Annotated in this window: 27 protein-coding genes and 1 pseudogene; 23 read left to right on the top strand and 5 right to left on the bottom strand. The window is 63.6% G+C overall.

The window, feature by feature from the left end; genetic code table 11:
• Positions 1–68: 68 nt before the first annotated feature.
• The 4 genes and pseudogenes from GJ634_RS16875 to GJ634_RS04070 all read left to right on the top strand — a co-directional run.
• A pseudogene (locus tag GJ634_RS16875) lies at positions 69–644 on the top strand (glycine-rich protein); the annotation flags it as partial.
• Positions 645–1,265: 621 nt separating this feature from the next.
• Positions 1,266–2,414, top strand: coding sequence for a fibronectin type III domain-containing protein (locus tag GJ634_RS15880; protein WP_231736924.1), 1,149 nt, complete (start codon positions 1,266–1,268; stop codon positions 2,412–2,414).
• On the top strand, positions 2,415–5,189 hold the full coding sequence (locus GJ634_RS04075; RefSeq protein ID WP_157500631.1) for a hypothetical protein: 2,775 nt from the start codon (positions 2,415–2,417) through the stop codon (positions 5,187–5,189).
• 73 nt (positions 5,190–5,262) lie between these two features.
• Complete coding sequence (locus GJ634_RS04070; protein WP_157500630.1) at positions 5,263–5,961, top strand: hypothetical protein; 699 nt, start codon at positions 5,263–5,265, stop codon at positions 5,959–5,961.
• A gap of 180 nt (positions 5,962–6,141) precedes the next feature.
• Here GJ634_RS04070 and GJ634_RS04065 read toward each other — a convergent pair whose 3' ends face one another.
• Genes GJ634_RS04065 through GJ634_RS15305 form a run of 3 tightly spaced genes read right to left on the bottom strand, consistent with a single transcriptional unit; the run spans position 6,142 to position 7,202 of the window.
• Positions 6,142–6,534 (bottom strand): hypothetical protein, encoded by a 393-nt coding sequence (locus GJ634_RS04065; RefSeq protein WP_157500629.1) that lies wholly within the window; start codon positions 6,532–6,534, stop codon positions 6,142–6,144.
• Positions 6,524–6,739: a hypothetical protein gene (locus tag GJ634_RS04060; protein ID WP_157500628.1), complete on the bottom strand. Its 216-nt coding sequence runs from the start codon at positions 6,737–6,739 to the stop codon at positions 6,524–6,526. The genes GJ634_RS04065 and GJ634_RS04060 overlap by 11 nt, the downstream gene beginning before the upstream one ends.
• Positions 6,729–7,202: a hypothetical protein gene (locus GJ634_RS15305; RefSeq protein ID WP_197425386.1), complete on the bottom strand. Its 474-nt coding sequence runs from the start codon at positions 7,200–7,202 to the stop codon at positions 6,729–6,731. Before GJ634_RS15305 ends, GJ634_RS04060 begins: the two co-directional genes overlap by 11 nt.
• Positions 7,203–7,401: 199 nt before the next feature.
• On the opposite strand from GJ634_RS15305, the gene GJ634_RS04050 reads away from it, so the two are divergent.
• The 8 genes from GJ634_RS04050 (at position 7,402) to GJ634_RS04015 (ending at position 10,590) form a co-directional block, all read left to right on the top strand.
• The gene (locus GJ634_RS04050) at positions 7,402–7,857 is read left to right on the top strand and encodes a hypothetical protein (protein ID WP_157500627.1); all 456 of its coding nucleotides are present in this window, start codon (positions 7,402–7,404) and stop codon (positions 7,855–7,857) included.
• Positions 7,850–8,158, top strand: a complete 309-nt coding sequence (locus GJ634_RS04045; protein ID WP_157500626.1) for a hypothetical protein — start codon at positions 7,850–7,852, stop codon at positions 8,156–8,158. The genes GJ634_RS04050 and GJ634_RS04045 overlap by 8 nt, the downstream gene beginning before the upstream one ends.
• Entirely contained in the window at positions 8,145–8,507 is a 363-nt protein-coding gene (locus tag GJ634_RS04040; RefSeq protein ID WP_197425385.1) for a hypothetical protein, read from the top strand. Before GJ634_RS04045 ends, GJ634_RS04040 begins: the two co-directional genes overlap by 14 nt.
• Entirely contained in the window at positions 8,507–8,839 is a 333-nt protein-coding gene (locus GJ634_RS04035; protein ID WP_157500624.1) for a hypothetical protein, read from the top strand. The genes GJ634_RS04040 and GJ634_RS04035 overlap by 1 nt, the downstream gene beginning before the upstream one ends.
• Positions 8,832–9,233 carry a hypothetical protein gene (locus GJ634_RS04030; protein WP_157500623.1) on the top strand — a complete coding sequence of 134 codons (402 nt, stop codon included), beginning with the start codon at positions 8,832–8,834 and terminating at the stop codon, positions 9,231–9,233. The genes GJ634_RS04035 and GJ634_RS04030 overlap by 8 nt, the downstream gene beginning before the upstream one ends.
• Positions 9,230–9,523, top strand: coding sequence for a hypothetical protein (locus tag GJ634_RS04025; RefSeq protein ID WP_197425384.1), 294 nt, complete (start codon positions 9,230–9,232; stop codon positions 9,521–9,523). Before GJ634_RS04030 ends, GJ634_RS04025 begins: the two co-directional genes overlap by 4 nt.
• Before the next feature lie 88 nt (positions 9,524–9,611).
• Positions 9,612–10,007, top strand: coding sequence for a hypothetical protein (locus GJ634_RS04020; RefSeq protein WP_157500622.1), 396 nt, complete (start codon positions 9,612–9,614; stop codon positions 10,005–10,007).
• 4 nt (positions 10,008–10,011) lie between these two features.
• On the top strand, positions 10,012–10,590 hold the full coding sequence (locus GJ634_RS04015; protein ID WP_157500621.1) for a hypothetical protein: 579 nt from the start codon (positions 10,012–10,014) through the stop codon (positions 10,588–10,590).
• A gap of 436 nt (positions 10,591–11,026) precedes the next feature.
• Here GJ634_RS04015 and GJ634_RS04010 read toward each other — a convergent pair whose 3' ends face one another.
• Entirely contained in the window at positions 11,027–11,179 is a 153-nt protein-coding gene (locus tag GJ634_RS04010; protein WP_157500620.1) for a hypothetical protein, read from the bottom strand.
• A 139-nt stretch (positions 11,180–11,318) separates the two neighbouring features.
• Between GJ634_RS04010 and GJ634_RS15875 the strand changes: the two genes are divergently transcribed.
• The 11 genes from GJ634_RS15875 to GJ634_RS03960 all read left to right on the top strand — a co-directional run bounded on the left by GJ634_RS15875 (position 11,319) and on the right by GJ634_RS03960 (position 14,997).
• On the top strand, positions 11,319–11,447 hold the full coding sequence (locus GJ634_RS15875; protein ID WP_231736923.1) for a ribbon-helix-helix domain-containing protein: 129 nt from the start codon (positions 11,319–11,321) through the stop codon (positions 11,445–11,447).
• A gap of 108 nt (positions 11,448–11,555) precedes the next feature.
• Entirely contained in the window at positions 11,556–11,735 is a 180-nt protein-coding gene (locus tag GJ634_RS04005) for a hypothetical protein (RefSeq protein WP_157500619.1), read from the top strand.
• Complete coding sequence (locus tag GJ634_RS04000) at positions 11,735–12,034, top strand: hypothetical protein (protein ID WP_157500618.1); 300 nt, start codon at positions 11,735–11,737, stop codon at positions 12,032–12,034. Before GJ634_RS04005 ends, GJ634_RS04000 begins: the two co-directional genes overlap by 1 nt.
• Positions 12,034–12,183, top strand: a complete 150-nt coding sequence (locus tag GJ634_RS03995; RefSeq protein WP_157500617.1) for a hypothetical protein — start codon at positions 12,034–12,036, stop codon at positions 12,181–12,183. The genes GJ634_RS04000 and GJ634_RS03995 overlap by 1 nt, the downstream gene beginning before the upstream one ends.
• Positions 12,183–12,992 (top strand): hypothetical protein, encoded by an 810-nt coding sequence (locus GJ634_RS03990; protein WP_157500616.1) that lies wholly within the window; start codon positions 12,183–12,185, stop codon positions 12,990–12,992. Before GJ634_RS03995 ends, GJ634_RS03990 begins: the two co-directional genes overlap by 1 nt.
• Entirely contained in the window at positions 12,992–13,588 is a 597-nt protein-coding gene (locus GJ634_RS03985) for a hypothetical protein (RefSeq protein ID WP_157500615.1), read from the top strand. Before GJ634_RS03990 ends, GJ634_RS03985 begins: the two co-directional genes overlap by 1 nt.
• Positions 13,581–13,931, top strand: a complete 351-nt coding sequence (locus GJ634_RS03980; RefSeq protein ID WP_157500614.1) for a hypothetical protein — start codon at positions 13,581–13,583, stop codon at positions 13,929–13,931. Before GJ634_RS03985 ends, GJ634_RS03980 begins: the two co-directional genes overlap by 8 nt.
• Positions 13,931–14,188 (top strand): hypothetical protein, encoded by a 258-nt coding sequence (locus tag GJ634_RS03975; RefSeq protein ID WP_157500613.1) that lies wholly within the window; start codon positions 13,931–13,933, stop codon positions 14,186–14,188. Before GJ634_RS03980 ends, GJ634_RS03975 begins: the two co-directional genes overlap by 1 nt.
• Positions 14,188–14,490 (top strand): hypothetical protein, encoded by a 303-nt coding sequence (locus GJ634_RS03970; RefSeq protein ID WP_157500612.1) that lies wholly within the window; start codon positions 14,188–14,190, stop codon positions 14,488–14,490. The genes GJ634_RS03975 and GJ634_RS03970 overlap by 1 nt, the downstream gene beginning before the upstream one ends.
• A complete protein-coding gene (locus tag GJ634_RS03965) occupies positions 14,490–14,804 on the top strand; it encodes a hypothetical protein (protein WP_157500611.1) in 315 nt (104 codons plus the stop codon). Before GJ634_RS03970 ends, GJ634_RS03965 begins: the two co-directional genes overlap by 1 nt.
• Positions 14,797–14,997 carry a hypothetical protein gene (locus tag GJ634_RS03960; RefSeq protein WP_157500610.1) on the top strand — a complete coding sequence of 67 codons (201 nt, stop codon included), beginning with the start codon at positions 14,797–14,799 and terminating at the stop codon, positions 14,995–14,997. The genes GJ634_RS03965 and GJ634_RS03960 overlap by 8 nt, the downstream gene beginning before the upstream one ends.
• On the opposite strand, the gene GJ634_RS03955 is transcribed toward GJ634_RS03960, so the two are convergent.
• Positions 14,943–16,223 carry a site-specific integrase gene (locus GJ634_RS03955; protein WP_197425383.1) on the bottom strand — a complete coding sequence of 427 codons (1,281 nt, stop codon included), beginning with the start codon at positions 16,221–16,223 and terminating at the stop codon, positions 14,943–14,945. The genes GJ634_RS03960 and GJ634_RS03955 overlap by 55 nt on opposite strands.
• Positions 16,224–16,361: the final 138 nt, after the last annotated feature.

Below are 16,361 nucleotides of genomic sequence, written 5' to 3'. Positions count from 1 at the left end.
ACAAACATGGACAGTTCCCGATAATGTCTATAACGTAACCGCAGAACTGCGCGGTGGAGCGGGTAACGATGCCTTCTCCACGGGGGGGTGAGGGAGGCGTTGTTGTAGGCTCATTCTCGGTTACACCCGGCGAAACGCTCTACCTCTATGTGGGCGGTCAAGGCGGTCAGCCAAGTGGTGGTTGGCCTGACGGCGGTAATGGATGGAGTGGATACTTCAACAGCGGCGGTGGCGGCGGCAGTAGCGACATCCGCCAGAATGGGGCCGCTATCGAAGACCGTATTGCAGTTGCTGCTGGCGGCGGCGGTGGGTCTGGCGTCAGTCCTGCTGTCAATCGAGCCCGCGGAAATGGTGCAGCGGGCGGAGCCAATACTGGCGAGTCAACGACCGATATAGACAATAATACTGTTACCGCATCTGGCGCGGGAGGGGGGACACAAACGACTGGTGGCACGCTCCCGAACCATAGTTCCCACAACGGGTCACTGGCAGCAGGTGGCGATGCAAGAGTTGCTACGAGTGGTGGTGAAGCAGCCGCTGGTGGCGGTGGTGGTGGTGGGTACTACGGAGGTGCTGGTGGGGATGGGGCTATTGATAGTAATAACGGTGCTGCAACTGGGGGTGGCGGCGGGAGTAATTATACGGGGGGTCTGGAATCAGTCAGCACAAACCAACGTGGAGGCAATACTACCGCTGGTGAAATCGTATTATCGTGGACTGTCGCTCCGAATCCACCCGCTGTATCGGCAACGTATGTTGCTGACGATCAGCTTGATGTGGAGATTGACGCGGACACGTCTACTGTCTCGATTGACTATTTCGACGTGGAGATACGACGAGATGGAGGGGATTGGGTATCCCCATCTGGTGGACCGAGCAGTCCGGCATATACGAGTGACCCTCAAACCCACTCATACGGTCCGAGTAGCGATGCTCCGTATGCTTCTCAAGTTGGGATTGATTCGGCGTTCGAATTTAGGGTGCGGGCAGTTGGGTCTTCTTCGGAGTCACCGTGGACGTACAGTGATACGGTCTACACGACGCCCGTGCCGCCGCACAACCCGAGCGTGAGTCGGCCTGACGGAGGCTCTATCACAATACAGTGGACCGACAACTCCGATATAGCCGATAAGACTGCGCTGTTCTACCGAAAAGACACGGGCAGCGGATACGGCAGTTGGGGTTACGTAGACTCCATTTCAGTGTCGTCTGTATCAAAAGGCACCTCACAGTCAGTAACTGCAACCGTGAGCGATGATTCGTGGATGGAGCAAGACGCTCGGTATCAGTTCCGCTTCCGCCACGAACAGGTTGGCGTGGGGCGAGACTCTGAGTACGTCTACGCGGACTACGGCAACGAGGGCAACGTCTACTTCTCCGACGACTTCGAGAGCGGCGACCTGAGTGCGTGGGACGACTACACGGACAGTGGTTCAGAGACGTTCGTCGGGACCAATCTGGACGGCTACAACGGAAGTGGCCGAATCGCTGAATCTTCTCCCGAGGAAGGGTCGTATGCGTTACAAATGGCATACGGCGACTACGTTCAGAAAAACCTCGGCGACCTCTCATCGGAGAGCAACGTAATCGTCAAAGCCTACGTACAAAGTGGGTCCTTAGACACCGCCAACGAGATAAACTACATCCGATGGTACGACGGGTCGGCGTGGAACGACCTCGCTTCATTCGGATACGAACACAATAAGCAGGGATGGGTAGAGGTAACGGCGGCGGTCCCCGATTCGATGCTCTCCACCGACAATCGGGTTCGCTTCATCCAAGGTGGCGGAAGCGGTGGGTACGCCGACTTCTTCGCCGTAGACCGCGTGGTCGTCTCGGACATCCTCCACGAGTACACGACCCCGAGCGCGCCGAGCGACCTCCAGTTGGACGCGAGCACGACGCGCGAACTCACGGGCACGTGGACGAACGGCTCCGTAACCAACACCGCTCCCGGCGACGTGGAAACGTCCGTCGGCCCAGTTGGTGGGGCGTTGTCCGACGTGACCCATAGCCCGGGAACCACCTCGTACACGGCCACGGAGCTGTTAGACGGGGAGCGGTACACGCTGGAAGTCGCCACTACCATCCACCAGTACCGCCACGGGGCGAAATCATCGGAGTGGGGCCCCACCCGCACCACGCAAGCGGCGACGACAATCCTCCCCGCGCCGACCGACGGCCTACCATCAAACGTGGGTGAGACCACCGCGGACTACTCGTGGACACCGAACGCGAACCATGGCACGATAACAGTCCAACTCCGCCACGACAACGGCGACTGGGTGGACGCTGTCACCGGCCTCGACAACACCGCGGACGCCGCGTCGTTCGCTGGCCTCTTGCATGGCGAACGGTACGAGGCGCGCGCCGTCGCAGTCACAGAGCACACGCAGTCCCCGGAGGACCCATAGATGGCCTACGCATCCTTCACAACCCAACTCCCGGACGCCCAGCAACCAACCCTCGGCAACGGCGTCGAGGACGAGGTCGCAGTCAGCACCCCCGACGTTCTCAACAACGGCGACTACCGCATCCAAATCAGGGAGACTGGGCAGTCGTCGTGGGACTCGAACGCGGTCGGCTACGACGAACAGGTCATCTCCGCAGACGACGCCCCATCGGGCACCATCGAGACGATATTCACGGGCCGCGAGGACGGTGAGGAGTACGAGGTCCGCATCCGCTCGGAGACCGAGCATCGGACTGGCGCGTGGACCGAGCCAGTCAGCATCGTTACGCAGTTCCCGGGCGCCGCCAACCCCACCATTGGCTCGGTCGCCGCGACGAGCGTCCAGGTAGATGCCCAGGACAACGCTGACAACGAGACGGGGTTCCGCCTCGAGCGCGACGAACAACTCAACGGCGAGTGGCAGGACCGCCGTGTCGTTACCGAGCGTGGGCCACACGCCGGCGAGGGCGCGATCACAATCACGGACGACACCGCCTCCCCCGGCCGCACCTACCGCTACCGCGTCGAAGCCTATACGGAACACACGGCGGCAACCTCCAACTGGACGTCGTCTGTGTCGACGCCCGGACTTGATGACCCACACCCCGAGTCCACCCAGTCAGTCCCCCCGCGGGGCTGGCATATCGAGCTTGATCATCCGGAGACTGGTCGCACGCGCACGCTCCGACTCGCCGATACGCCGACGCCGAAACCGCGGTTGAATGCGCGGCCGGAACTCGACATCCCCGTTCCCGCGGACAACCACTGGGTTGAGTCTGAGGCGTGGGAGGACGCCACCGTCCGCGCCTACCATCATGGCGTCCGTGTCCCGATTGAGTCGGTCGCGAAGATCAGTCCGGAGCCGGATCACGTGACGCTCACCACGAGGGGTGGGAGTCGACTCCAAGAGCGCGCCAACCACGACTTCTCGGACGTCCGCGTCGAGACCGCCATCGAGACTATTCTCACCCAAGACACAGACTACACCGTCGAGGTTGACGCGGCGCCGGCCACCGCGAACCAACCGTGGCGCACCCTCGACACCGTCGAGGATTTTGACGTGGTGCCACGGAGCGGGGGGCCACATGAGGCGACCGGCAGTGGGAGTATCGTCCCGCGGCAGACGGCGTGGATCCTCCCCCCGCAAGCCTTCTCCACGTCGAAGTTGGTTGGGGAGACGACGCAGAATTGGACGAGCAGCGAAGCCATCGAACTCGCGCTGAACACGTCGACGGCCGCGTCAATCGAGTTGCCGTATCGGATTCCGGAGGGGGAGGTGGGGGTTGCGGTGCGCTTGGCGTTAGATGGCGTGGGGTTCGCGCAGTTGCATGTTGACGGTGGGATGTTTGGGGCGACGCCGACGATTGCGGGGAATACGGATGCTGGTGCTGCAACGCGGACTGTGTCCTGGGCGGTCGCCGGGGAGACCGACAACCTTGGCGGGCTCACAGCCGGCTCACATACCGTGTCGCTGTCGTACGTTGACGGCGGGTACAGGGACGCCGACGGCTCGGGGATTATCGACTGCGCGGTTGTCTACGACAAACGCTACTGGAACGCATCGGACTTCTCGAACACCCTCGATGCCAACAATAAACTGGATGGGCCACCGGGGTTGTACGCGCCCATCGGCGTCGACTTTGAGGTGGATCCACTCAGGCGGGCGACTGGCGGCCGCCTCGAGGCAGTGGTGTCCAGCACCAGCAATGGGCAGGGGCTGGGGTTGTCGATGAACGGCGACACCTGGACAACCCAGGCGGGAACGGCGACGCTGGAAGCGGACTTCGAATCCAGCACCGGCAGCTTCCTCGCAAGAGCGACACTCAGTGGCGTCGACGCCTCGTCGCCGGAGACGGACGTGGAGACGAGCGTCACCACCTACCGCACGCGGCCCCAGACGCTGGATGCGCTCACCGTCGAGTATGATGCGATCTCCAGTCCGGGGGTGAGCGAAACCGTCGACGCGACGGTCGCGGACGCGATCTCGAGTCTCTGTGATCGCGGGAACCTCATCTGGGAACTCCAATACGCTGAGAGCGAGGGGTTGAAGGTTGTGGTGACGCGGCCCGGCCAACGCCCCACCCACGACCTCAACGAGGACCTCGTCGATTGGAGTGTTGAGAAGGACGTCGAGGCGAGTCCGACCGCAGCAGTCGTCCATGGCCGCAACTACACCGTTGAGGGCGAGGAGTTCACGGCGGACATCAACAACGTCGAGTTGTTGCATGATCCGATTGTCGTCGGGTCAACCACCGTCACCGACAGCGAGGGGGTCGAGTACGAACGTGGCACGGACTACGTGGTGAATCACGTCTTGGGGGAGATCAAGATGCCGGACCTTGGCTCAGCGTTGACGCAGGGGGAGACGTACCAGATTAGTTATGAACGCCAAACCGTCGGGGAATACTACGCAGTCGGGGATGCGGGCCGGCCCGCAATCCGGGATCTCCCCCAGGTGATTAGTGAGAGTCAAGCCGAACAAGCCGCCCTCTACATTGTCGACGAATCCGAGGGCCCGGTTATCTCCGCGTCGGCCTCCCTCGCGGGATCCCGTATTGGCTACCAGCTCACGCGCGCCCTCGACCTCGACGGCCTCCCCGACGTCGGGAGTTTGCGGATCGAGTCGGTGACTGGGGAGGGCGGCCAGGTGCAGCTTGAGCTTGGGCTCGGGCGGACGGTGGCGGATGTTGTTGGGGAGTTGCAGGGGACGTTGACGGATACGGCTCGCCAGACGTGACTCGCTGGGACTGTGGCGCGGTGTCTTGTCACTGTCGTATACTTTTATACGGGCTGCATCGGTGCGTTTGGATATGCGATGGACACTCCTCGCAGTCTGTCTGTGCCTTGTGTTAGCCGGCTGCAGTGGCGGTAGCCCAGCCACCCAAACAACATCGACGACTGAGGCGCCAACACAGACACCAACAGCGACACCGACGCCGACGCCGACGCCGACGCCGACGCCGACGGCGACAACAACAGCAGCACCGACGACTGACGCACCAACACAGACACCAACAGCGACGACCACCCAACCAACACCGACGTCGACAACGGCAGCCCCAACAACCACGGCCGCGCCGGAGGATGTCTATGTTGGCCTTGAGGAGTACGGCGAGGTAACCGTGGATGGGACCGACCTCCGGGTCCGCGTTGATGCGTACCAGCTCCGTGACGAGATCCCGACCGAGGACGGATCACTTGCAGCGCCGGAGGGCGAACAGTGGGTGGTTGTCGAGTTCACAGCCGTCTCGAATCCGGGGGATTCGATCCGGTTGGGGTATTCGCAGTGGCAGATGCATGCGCTGGGGTCGCAGTCGCCGCGGCCAGATGATGAGGCGATGCGGAATGCCGCCTGGTCGGATATCCTTGGGGAGGATGAGGTGCTTCCGCCGAACACGCAGGAGTCGTATCGGATTGTGTTTGCGGCGGAGTATACGGCTGATATGGAGTTCGTGATGGAGTCGTACGGCACTCAGGAGCACGCCACGATTCACTTCGAGACCGAATAAGGGGGCGGGGGCGTTGACGGATACGGCTCGCCAGACCTAACCCCGGGGGGTTACCGGAGGGTTGCGAGGATGAGGAGTCCACAGCCGGCAGCCAGGAGGATTGCGAGCACGCCCACGGTAGCGTAGGCGAGCAGGCGGGTGCGGCGAGGACGATGGTCTTCCCGGCGCCGGGCGGCACGCTCACTCGCCATCGTCGAGCACCCTGCGTGTCGACGCCGGCACTTCGCCCGTCCGCGCGATCTCTACGAGGACGTCTTCGTCGAAGTACGGCCACGCGAACCGCTCCACCTCAAGCCTGCGTGGCGGGCTGGGCGGCGAATCACGCCACGGGACAAACTCGTCGATGGTTGCGTGCGTGGGGTGGCGGTAGCAGTCGACGCCGTCGTAGCCAGCGAGGATTGCGCCGCGGACGGCGTATTCGATGCGCTGGAGTTCGGCAGCGACAGCGTCATCGAACGTGGGGGCGAGTTCGGCGTCGCCGACGTCGAGGCTGAAGGAGAATGACCCTTCGTAGGTCCCGGCGGTAGGGGTGTGGAGGCCGGGGTCGATGGGGAGTTTTTCCTCACTCGCCATCGCTAACCCCGTCGAGTTCATCCAGCTCGTAGACCTTGACGTCGTGCTCCGAGGCGACTTCGCGGGCTGCGGCGCCACGCCGGTAGGGTACGGCCGTGCTCTCGGCGGCGTTGTGCGCGAGCACGTACCAGTCGTCGCCGGTTGTGACGACGGCATCTACCTCGGCGGGTTTGCCGAAGAGGAGGTACTGGTTCTCACTCGCCATTCTGGAGTACCTCGCGGGCGTCTTCGAGGGCGTCTTGGAGTGCTTGCGGATCACCACGCTCAGCAGCCGTCTCGATCTGGTCGAGGAGCGTCCGCAGCCGGTCGACGTCCACACTATCCTGTGCGTCCGTCTGGTGGAGTTCGCGTTCGAGGCGCTGCTTTTCCTCGCGGAGGGCTTCGAGGTCGTCGCGCGCCTGGTCGAGTTTATGCTCGAGCGCGTCGGCGTCGTCGGTGGTGCCGAGGTCGAGGCGGTCGCGTTGTTCGGTGGGGATGTTCTCGGGTTGGAGCTCGTAGACGCCGCGGCCGTCGTTGGTGACGTAGTCGGCACTCTCCATCTGTTGGAGGCGTTGGGTGATCCACTGGCGTGAGACGTCGAGTTGTTCGGCGAGGTTTGAGGGGACGTTGCGGCCGGTGGCGAGCGCTTCGAGGATGCGCTCGTCGATGTCTTTCAGCTCGTGTGCCATTTGGTGGTGCATGGGTTCATCGCCACTTGTCTATTGTCATCGACACCGTAAATAGTTACCCACTGTCCGGTACAACACACTTGACGATAGTAAACTATAAGGGCATACGGCGTGTACCCTGAAGTAGAGCCCGAGGGACGCCACACGACAGAAAGTGGCCCGGCGGTGCAACGCCGGACCTCGGGTTCGGAGAGAACCCATGTCGACTGAATCACCGCAAACCCAAGACCGTAACGCCTCCCCACTCCACCGGGAAACCAACCCCCAACAACTCCCCCAGGAGTGGCTGCAGAACGCACCCCGAGCCACCATCGACGACGGCGAAACCGAGTACTACGCCACCCTCTACACGGTCGAACGCACGCTCGCCCAGGACCCCGACGTCCTCGCCGGCAAGCGGGATGGCCGCGGCGAACAGTGGACCGTCCACGTCCTCTACGTTCGTGCGGATGGCGCGCGCCGCGTCTCCCGGACCTACGACGCCAGCGTCACCGAAACCAGCGATGGCCTCCAGGTGACGCCGAAGGGCCTGATGGCGAGCGTGGCCGTCGACGGCGAGCACGTCACGCCCCACAGTGCGCCGGTGACCGAGGAGATCGTCGACGCGCTCCGCGAGCTGCACGACATCGACGTGGAGGACGATAGTGATGACTAACGACGACCAGCTCCAGCTGCATGTTGGGGACCACGTCGTCGATAAGGAGGACGACGACGCCACCCTCCTGGTCGCCACGATCACTCCCAAGACCGCCAGCGAGTACGACGTCGGCGACCAAACAGTAGCAGCGTACAACGAGGACTACCCCCGCGATGATGACGTGATCGAGGTCCGGTACCCCCAGCGCACCACCCAGGACATCGACCGCCTCGACGACTACGCGTTCCCCCGGAGTCGCTTGGAGCTCGTAGAGCCACTGCACGACCGCGACGACGAGGAGGTCGATGCCAGTGAGTAACCACCACGAGACCGGCAGCCCCGAATCTCGCCTCCGTGGTGCGCGCAAGCAACTCCGGCTCGCCCTCCAACAAGTCGACGACCCCAGTGTTGCGGCGCGGATTCAGGATGCGCGCCGGAGCGCTCGCCAAGCTAGCGACATGCTGGTGTCGGCGCCGATCACGACCAACCCAATCCCCGAGGACACGACCGGGGAGCGGCTTGTCGAGTGCAGCGTGTGTGGCAAGACCGGCCTCCAGGAGCGCATCCACTCGACTGCGTGCCCGCACGACGGGAGTCCAGCAAGCAACGACGCCCCCGACAGTGAGGGCCCAGGGATCAGCACGACCATCGTCCAGGAGGACCAGTGATGGCGGCCGTCTCATCCACCAGCGACGTCCTCGACCGCCGAGACGCCGCCGCACTCACCGAGAAGATGACTGTCCTCGACGACGTCGGCTGGGCCAAGGGTGGCCCCGGCCTGTATCTCGTCGTCACCGAATCCGGCGCCTGCTATCGCGTCGACCACCAGGAGGAGCGCTGCAACTGCAGCGACCAGTTCTACCGCAACCCCAGCGGGGGCTGTAAGCACGTGCGGCGTGTCGCCTACGCACTCGGCGAGCGGGAGATCCCCGACTGGGTCAACGGGGATCGCGTCGATGAGCAGCTCGGCATGCACGTCCACGGGGCCAGTGATGAATAAGCGGACTCGCGACGAGTACGGCGGCCGCAAAGACCTCCAAGACGCCGGCTGGCGCGTCCAACAACAGGACGCAATCGCGTTCAACGAGGGGAGTGAATCCACTCAGCACCTCATCGCGAAAACCCTCGTCGCGAACGAACTCCGCGATAGGGGGTACCGGATTGATACGGAGGTCGAGAAGGAGGGTGTCGGGGAGATCGACGTCGTCGCGTACGGGAAGGGTGAGCCGCCGTTCGCGGTCGAAGTCGAAACCAACCCCACCGAGGACGTCGTCTCGGATAAACTCCACCGGTACTATGAGGGCGAACCCTACTGCGAGTGTTATGTATTGGACGTCGACGAGCTGCCGGACTCGATTACCGCGGCCCAGGAGTGGGTGGAGGCCCAACTATGAGGGACGTCTTCGACCCGAGTACGGAGTTCGAGATCCAGCGCAGCGAGACCCCAATCAGCGAGGATGGATACAAGCTGGGAGAGCCGAAGTACCTGACGTGCGCGCACTGTACTGCCCAGGTGTTGTTGACTGAGGAACCCTCGCCGGGCGTCGACGAACTCCCGCACGACCCGGGTTGTCCCCAACGGTGGGCGCGGACGCGTGGTGGCGGGATCACTTCCTCCACGACGGCGGCGAGTAGCCTCGAATCCTGTTTTTCTGCGGTCTTTAACCAACACTGGAGTGGGTAGCGGCAGCGCTGTTGGTTAAGACCCACCTTATTGGCACTATTTGAACCAAACCTTTATGGGGTTGGCACCGTTTGTATCAGGTAGGACGATGACCCAACCCACCATCGACGAACTCAACACCCGCGACGACCACGAACTCGAAACCGGCGACATCACCGTCGACAAACTCGCCGAATACTCGAAGGCCAACACCTGCAACGGCTTCGCCTTCGACTACCTCGAAACCCACGACGACCACAACGTCGTCGTCAAAGACGCCCTCATCGAAGGCAGCGACGTCGCGCACTGCTACGTCTACGACGCCACCCGTGACCTCACCATCGACGTTACCCTCGGCCAGTTCAACGCCGGCCCCAGCATCGGCGTCTGGGACGGCGACCACCACCCCTACCGCGTCGAAGGCGAAGAAGTCCGCGAGTGGACGTCCCGCGAGGCGTTCCAGGACCGCTACGCGAACAAAACGCACACCGACTTCATCTGCTAACCAAATGACCGACACCTTCACCGACACTACGATTCAGGACGCCATCGACAGTAACGCCGCCAACACCACCGTCGAGGAAGTCCGGGACGCGCTCGCGGATGTCCAGCAGTCCCACGAAGCCGTCTGGAGCGCGCACATGGACGCAGTCGAGGACAACGCGCTCGAAGTCGTCGCCATCGAACCCGACGTAATCATCCTCGCGGACCACACTGGCCAGCACTGGAACGCGGAATTTGACAACGGCCTCCTCGCGGAACGCGACTACCCGCCGCGGATGCAGAGCGTCCTCACCCAACTCCACCACGAGTGGGCGCGCCGCCACACGGACTACTCCTGGTCCGTCGACGAGCCGGTTGTCGTGGAGAAGCCCAGCTCGTTCGACGCCGGCCAACGGCTCGTCGAGGCCGTGATGCTGAACTTAACCAGTCGCGGTCTGACGCCACGCGAGGCGTGGAGTGTCTGGGGCGTCCTCGCCGGTAACTCCCGCAACAATTGGGCCGCACGCATGGGGTATGATAGTCACAGCGGCGTCAGTAATCCCGTTCGTGATGCAAAAGAGAAGATCCCGCTCCCGTACCTGTAACGCCACAGATGAGTACGACGCGCTCCGTCCGTAGCTCTGTAGCCTGCAGTCCTTAACCAACAACTGGCTGCCCGACCCCCGTTGTGTTGGTTAAGACTGTGTTCAGTTTCACTTTCACTCTCCGGCCCGCCAGCCATCAAGAGGCCAGCGGCACTCCTCGAGAGTATGCGGATTGACACACGCCACCCGGAGGAACGCTGGCGGCTGAAATGCCCGGAATGCAAGAGCACGAACTGGCGGTGCCATAATTCGACCTTCGGGTGTCGAAAATGTTTGTCGACTGTCACTGAACTCTACGACGCCCAAGAAGACCGACTCGTCAGCCGCGAGGACGTCGAGTTTGTCGGCCCCGAAAGCTCGCATAAAGCGGTTCGGTCGTATCCGCCGGGAAAGACTCGAGACTGATGGTGGGGTTAGTTAGCTGTCGCCGCCGGATTCAGATTTCCCTCACCATCCTCCTCGCGTTCGAGGCGCTGGCGGACAGCCTCGCGAATCCATTCGGAACGCTATCGCCGTACTCCAGGCGGTCGTCGATTTCATCGACCATCGCACCGGGCATCGGGACGGTGACGTCTTTCCGATTTTCCATATGCCCACGTCGGCGCCGTGGCTTTATAGTTATATACCCACGTGGCGACGTGGTAAGTCACCACAACAACTATTATCTATCCGTGGAAACGTGGTAACATGGTAAGATGAGTGCAGATCGTACTGCGCCGACCGTCCCCATGTCCGACGACCTCCTCGAGGCTATCGACGAGCAACTCGACTACGGGGATAGTCGCGCAGAATGGATTCGTGAGGCCTGCCGCGACCGGCTTGAACGCGACTCGCCGGACGCAACTCCCTCACAGTAGACCGCCTTTCGCACACCCGCGCTCAGTTCCTGGACAGATCGGAGCGCGGGTGTGCGGGGGTGGTCCCGGAATAGCCCACGTAATCAACCCGAGCAGATTCCGAGACCGATGACAACTACGGACCAGACGGGGCATAAATCCAGCCCCACCGACTCCGGAGAATCGACCACCAACAACGACGAGAGCGCGCCCTACGTCTGTAACCACGACGACTGTTTTGCCGCGTTCGGCAGTACTGAGGCTCGTGATGAGCACGAAGCCAGCGACCACAACGAGGGTGGTGCGTGATGCGGCGGCACTTCTACCTCATCGTCGACAGCCCCAACGAGGACCGCGTCGGCGGCTGCGACATCCGCGAGAACCGCTACCCGCAGTCGTCGAAGAACGAGCAGACCGTCCAACAGAAACGCAACCTCGAGTCGGGTGAGACCTACGAGGAGACCATCGTCAGCCTCGGCTACGAGGACTACGAGAACGAGGCCGAGTACGAGGACTCGGTCGTCGAGGACATGAACGAGAAGCTCGCGGAGATCGACGACCAGCATCTCCGTGATGCGGGCGTCGACCCGGAGGAGGTCGGTGCCTGATGTCTGAGAGTGAGGCGTTCCGCGACCAGCTCAACTCCAGCCTGGAGTCCGCCATCGCCGGCGACCACGACCTCGACGACATCGAAGCTGCCCTCCAGGACGGTGTCGACCGCGTGCAAGAGATCCGCGCCATCCGGAGTGAGAACTGATGCGGTCCGCAATCCTCTACCAACTCACCGGCAACCCCGATGGTGAGCTCCCCAACCAACTCGAAGGCGGGCTGCCCGCGGCGACTGCTGAGACCACGAAGTATCTCGACGGCCGCGAGATTACCGCCGGCACCCTCGCCGGCTACACCACTACCAAGCAGGACGTGCCGGTCGTCGGTGAGGACTTCATCGCGACCGAACGCGAGGAAACCAAGGACCCCGCAATCGGCGACTACCACGCCGACCTCGAGCTCGGGTGGGCCGGAATCACCACGCAGGACATCGAACCGCTCCTGGTGGATTACATCGCCAGCCACGCCAGCGTCGTCCCCGAAGACGCCGAACTGAACCTCGACGCCTTCGCCGAACGCCTCCCCGACGACGTCGACACGAACGGCGTCGTCTACAGCACGAGCGTCGACGATGGCCACGACCGGGACGCCGCCGGCAGCCACTGGCAGCGCGACGCCACCCCGTCGAAGATCCCCGTCGAGGGCACCAGTGTGTTGCACGTTCGGTACACGTGGGACGGCGTCCTCGTCGACGCGATGCTCGCCCAGTCCGGGTACGTTGCGGTGTACAAGGACTGGACTGCGGAGACGTTCGCGCGCTGGATCGCCGCCGAAGTCGAGCCCTACCTCTCGCTGGCTGCTCGCGACGAGCAGGCGACCCTCGACGACGCCGGCGATGAGCCCGAGGTCTGCGAGAACTGTGGGCGCGAGCCCGACCGCGGTCTCAAGGAGGCGTCGGATGGCCGTATGGTCTGTCTGGTGTGTAAGGACGACATCGACAACCGGGGTGAAGCCTGATGGCGGACGCTGCGGAAGAGAGTGCGAGCACTCCGCAGGACGACGGCATCGAGGAGTGCTACCACTGTGGCGACGACGTGGACGCGATGCAGGCGGACGTCTTCAAGACAGTCTCCGACCAGTTCGCCCACCCCGACTGCGTCGCAGACGCCTGCTACGAGAGCCGCGAGAAGGTCGCCACAACGGAGGGCGTCTTCCGCATCAAGCCCGTCAAAATCACGAAGAAGGTCGGTACGAAGACGGAAGTCGTCGACAGCTACTGGCAGGCCGACTGCCCGGTCTGCTACACGACGCACGAAACCGACAGCCGCAGCGAGGACGTCCGAACCGACCTTATCGACGAGGTCTGTGACTGCTGTAGCGCCGAGTGGCTGCCGCCGTCTGACTGGATCGAGGACTGCGAGGCGTGCGGGACCAGCCACCGCGAGAGTCACCGCTGCAAGCCAGTCTCGATGCGGGAGCCGTTCCCCGGCGTCGAAGAGGACTACGAGTGCCTCGACTGCGAATGGGACGGCCACGGGACCGAGCTGCAGGGACCGGATGGCCAGTGCCCTGAGTGTGACTCGTACTCAGTTCGGGTGGTCAACAGTGAGTAACGCAGATGCTGCTACCCAGCACGTCCTGGAGTGGGTTCGCGAGAACACCGAACCAGTCGCGGACGGCGAGCAGAGCAACCACGGAGCCGTCTGGGCGGGCGGCAGCAACCTGAAAGGCCAGGCGCGGAAGGACCGCATCCCCTTCGACGTCGACGAACTCGACGCCGCCCTCGACGAGCTCCAGGAGTCCGGCGACATCATCACGTGGTTCGGACTGGTCGCCCCCGCGACCGACGAGTACCTGGACGCCATCATCGAGAACGAGGTGCAGTCCGACATCACGCGGAACGTCCTCATCGGGAAGTGCAACCGGCTGAAGTCCGGCCAGGAGGTGACCGCGTAATGGCGGACCCCAGCGACGAGGACCTCATCGAGGCCTGCCCCGAATGCGACACGGCAGCGGTCCGCGCTCGCCACCCCGAGAAGCCGTCCTCGCGACGCAACGGCAGTGACGCCCGGTACCGCTGCAGTCACTGCCAAGCACGCTTCGACGAACCGAACTTTCGCCCGCGGAAGGGGAACACGGGGCCGGGCGCTGGGTCGGCGCTCACCGCGAAACTCGCGAAACTGGACCCCGAGGACGTCGGAGGTGCCGACTGATGCCAGACGTTGAGAACAGAACGCACCTCCACGAAGACCACGGCCTCTGGATTCCACCCCAGTTTCGGGAGTTCGACACCCAGCTCGTCATCCGCACCCCGCGGACGACAATCCAGCACTACAGCGACGGCCTCGACGCCTACTACGCCATGATCACCGCGGCGGACTTCGGCGACCCTAGCGAGATTCGGGACCCGAAGAACCCGGATCTCGCGCCGGACCACGTCCGCTTCAAACCCCAGGGCGAGGACGCGGTCGAGCTTGCTGTCGACCTCCCCGAGCGCACGGAGGTCGATGCGTGATGGCGGCTGCCCACCCCGAGGTCAGCCAACACCTCGCCCTCCAGCGGTGGCCCCAGCGCGGCGACCCAGCCCACTCCCCCGCCACCGCGTGGGCCCGCGGCCGCCCACTCGATGTCTCCCACGCATCCCACGGCCACGCCAGAGTCCCCAGCCACGACGAAGCGCGCGTCGACCCCCAGACGATGACCGTGCTCTTCCGGCGTGGCGCGACGCTGGTGACGTGCTACGACCTCGACGATGTGTCGAACGACCACGGCGCGGCCGTGGTCGAAGCAACCCGCATCCAGTACCCGGAGCTGATCACCGATGAGTAAACCCACCACCCACAGCAACGACAACACCGACCACGGGACGGACGCCAGCAGTCTCTCCGACGACGAACTCCTCGCACGCCTCGCCGACAACGACCCCGAAGACCTCCCGCTGGCACGCGACGCCGAACGCGCACTCACCTACGACTCCGAAGACGACGAAGACGACGAAGACGAGGCGGTGGTGTCGTCGTGATCGCCGAGCACCCGCTCCCGGAACCCCGGGTCAGACTGGAAGCGCTCCCGGAACTCCGCCACCAACTCCGCGTCCCCCGTGTCGGCGGCGGCCATCGACTCGAACGCGCGGTCCTCAACCCCCTCGACGGCGTCGGCCGCACCCGCCGACAACGGCGCCGCGCAACTCGGACAGAACCGCTCGGTCCCCATGAGTGCGGTCGAACACCGCGGGCACGCCTCGAGCTCGGGACGACTCGCCTCGCCATCCTCGCTGGTCGCGAGGTCGTAGTGGTCGAGAATCTGGTCGTTGAACTCCTCGTCACGGACGGCCGCGTACGTCTCGAGCATGTCGGAGTCGATCTCCCAGCTGGCGCGATGCTTGATCGCCTGCTCGCTCAACCCATCCCGAATCCAGTTCGAGATCGCCGTATGCCGGAAATTATGCAGGTTCGCCTTCTCCCGCGGGACGCCCGCCTGATCGGCGACCTCCTTGACACGCCGGGCGAGATACTGGTAGGCAAGCGCCCCATCATCCCCACCGTCGTAGTACCCGGCGTCCTTGTGGAAGACCGGGGCGTCCTCGACGTCGCGGCGGGGGTGGACGTGGAGGTAGCCGGTGAGGTGGCCTTCGCTCCACGTCAACGGGACGGTGCCGGAGGCGTCCTTGACGTTCGCGGCCTCGTTGATGGAGATGAGCGTCGTCTGCCCCGCAAGGTCGAGATCGCGGATACGGAGACTCGCAAGGGCGCCGATGCGGAGGCCGGTGTCGGCGAGCATCGCGATCAACGCCTGGTCGCGGGGCTTCCCCGCGGCGTCCAGGAGCGCCTGGATCTCGTCGTCGGTGAGGAGGTCGTTCGGGTCGACGCTCCGATCGGGGCTGGCGCCGATCGTGAAGTCCTCAACCCAGTCCTCACCGCGCCAGTCGTGGAACTGCTTGAGGGCCTTCCGATAGTTCCGGCGGGTGCCTTCGCCGAGGTCGTAGTCGTGTTTCAGGTCGAACAGCAGCGCGTCGACATCGCTGCGGTCCATGTCGACCAGGGGTGTGTCGCTGCGTTCGGCGCTGAGGCGGATGCGGTTGAGGAGGCTGGTGATGGTGCCCTGGTTGCGGTCGCCGGACGCGTCGAGGTGGCGGACCCAGTCGTGGATGGCCTCGCGGTCGCGGTCGTCGATGGGCGCCTCGTCGACCTTCGCGAGTTGATTCTGGAACTTCCTCGCGTAGTTTTGGACGTCGTTGAGGTCGGCCATACCACGCTTGTTGGGTGGGTGGACTATGAAGGTTCTAGCGAGCATCCAGGATGGACTACTCTAAAGTTCTTTACATAGTCCCAAAACGGGGCAGCAGCCCGTCTGGAACTCCGTTTTCGGCCTCTAAGCCCGGGGTTC

The organism is Halobacterium sp. CBA1126, from assembly GCF_009741975.1.
Lineage (GTDB): Archaea > Halobacteriota > Halobacteria > Halobacteriales > Halobacteriaceae > Halobacterium.
This window is presented reverse-complemented; position numbering and strand designations above follow the sequence as displayed.

What these genes read in the sequence shown, in the direction of transcription:
- GJ634_RS04010 (WP_157500620.1), bottom strand. Translation starts at nt 11,179, where the DNA reads ATGGAAAATCGGAAAGACGTCACCGTCCCGATGCCCGGTGCGATGGTC.
- GJ634_RS03995 (WP_157500617.1), top strand. Translation starts at nt 12,034, where the DNA reads ATGTCTGAGAGTGAGGCGTTCCGCGACCAGCTCAACTCCAGCCTGGAG.
- GJ634_RS04050 (WP_157500627.1), top strand. Translation starts at nt 7,402, where the DNA reads ATGTCGACTGAATCACCGCAAACCCAAGACCGTAACGCCTCCCCACTC.
- GJ634_RS04040 (WP_197425385.1), top strand. Translation starts at nt 8,145, where the DNA reads ATGCCAGTGAGTAACCACCACGAGACCGGCAGCCCCGAATCTCGCCTC.
- GJ634_RS03965 (WP_157500611.1), top strand. Translation starts at nt 14,490, where the DNA reads ATGGCGGCTGCCCACCCCGAGGTCAGCCAACACCTCGCCCTCCAGCGG.
- GJ634_RS03960 (WP_157500610.1), top strand. Translation starts at nt 14,797, where the DNA reads ATGAGTAAACCCACCACCCACAGCAACGACAACACCGACCACGGGACG.
- GJ634_RS04005 (WP_157500619.1), top strand. Translation starts at nt 11,556, where the DNA reads ATGACAACTACGGACCAGACGGGGCATAAATCCAGCCCCACCGACTCC.
- GJ634_RS04000 (WP_157500618.1), top strand. Translation starts at nt 11,735, where the DNA reads ATGCGGCGGCACTTCTACCTCATCGTCGACAGCCCCAACGAGGACCGC.
- GJ634_RS04070 (WP_157500630.1), top strand. Translation starts at nt 5,263, where the DNA reads ATGCGATGGACACTCCTCGCAGTCTGTCTGTGCCTTGTGTTAGCCGGC.
- GJ634_RS04030 (WP_157500623.1), top strand. Translation starts at nt 8,832, where the DNA reads ATGAATAAGCGGACTCGCGACGAGTACGGCGGCCGCAAAGACCTCCAA.
- GJ634_RS03985 (WP_157500615.1), top strand. Translation starts at nt 12,992, where the DNA reads ATGGCGGACGCTGCGGAAGAGAGTGCGAGCACTCCGCAGGACGACGGC.
- GJ634_RS04045 (WP_157500626.1), top strand. Translation starts at nt 7,850, where the DNA reads ATGACTAACGACGACCAGCTCCAGCTGCATGTTGGGGACCACGTCGTC.
- GJ634_RS15880 (WP_231736924.1), top strand. Translation starts at nt 1,266, where the DNA reads ATGGAGCAAGACGCTCGGTATCAGTTCCGCTTCCGCCACGAACAGGTT.
- GJ634_RS04025 (WP_197425384.1), top strand. Translation starts at nt 9,230, where the DNA reads ATGAGGGACGTCTTCGACCCGAGTACGGAGTTCGAGATCCAGCGCAGC.
- GJ634_RS04035 (WP_157500624.1), top strand. Translation starts at nt 8,507, where the DNA reads ATGGCGGCCGTCTCATCCACCAGCGACGTCCTCGACCGCCGAGACGCC.
- GJ634_RS03975 (WP_157500613.1), top strand. Translation starts at nt 13,931, where the DNA reads ATGGCGGACCCCAGCGACGAGGACCTCATCGAGGCCTGCCCCGAATGC.
- GJ634_RS04075 (WP_157500631.1), top strand. Translation starts at nt 2,415, where the DNA reads ATGGCCTACGCATCCTTCACAACCCAACTCCCGGACGCCCAGCAACCA.
- GJ634_RS04015 (WP_157500621.1), top strand. Translation starts at nt 10,012, where the DNA reads ATGACCGACACCTTCACCGACACTACGATTCAGGACGCCATCGACAGT.
- GJ634_RS04020 (WP_157500622.1), top strand. Translation starts at nt 9,612, where the DNA reads ATGACCCAACCCACCATCGACGAACTCAACACCCGCGACGACCACGAA.
- GJ634_RS03955 (WP_197425383.1), bottom strand. Translation starts at nt 16,223, where the DNA reads ATGGCCGACCTCAACGACGTCCAAAACTACGCGAGGAAGTTCCAGAAT.
- GJ634_RS15305 (WP_197425386.1), bottom strand. Translation starts at nt 7,202, where the DNA reads ATGGCACACGAGCTGAAAGACATCGACGAGCGCATCCTCGAAGCGCTC.
- GJ634_RS03970 (WP_157500612.1), top strand. Translation starts at nt 14,188, where the DNA reads ATGCCAGACGTTGAGAACAGAACGCACCTCCACGAAGACCACGGCCTC.
- GJ634_RS15875 (WP_231736923.1), top strand. Translation starts at nt 11,319, where the DNA reads ATGTCCGACGACCTCCTCGAGGCTATCGACGAGCAACTCGACTACGGG.
- GJ634_RS04065 (WP_157500629.1), bottom strand. Translation starts at nt 6,534, where the DNA reads ATGGCGAGTGAGGAAAAACTCCCCATCGACCCCGGCCTCCACACCCCT.
- GJ634_RS04060 (WP_157500628.1), bottom strand. Translation starts at nt 6,739, where the DNA reads ATGGCGAGTGAGAACCAGTACCTCCTCTTCGGCAAACCCGCCGAGGTA.
- GJ634_RS03990 (WP_157500616.1), top strand. Translation starts at nt 12,183, where the DNA reads ATGCGGTCCGCAATCCTCTACCAACTCACCGGCAACCCCGATGGTGAG.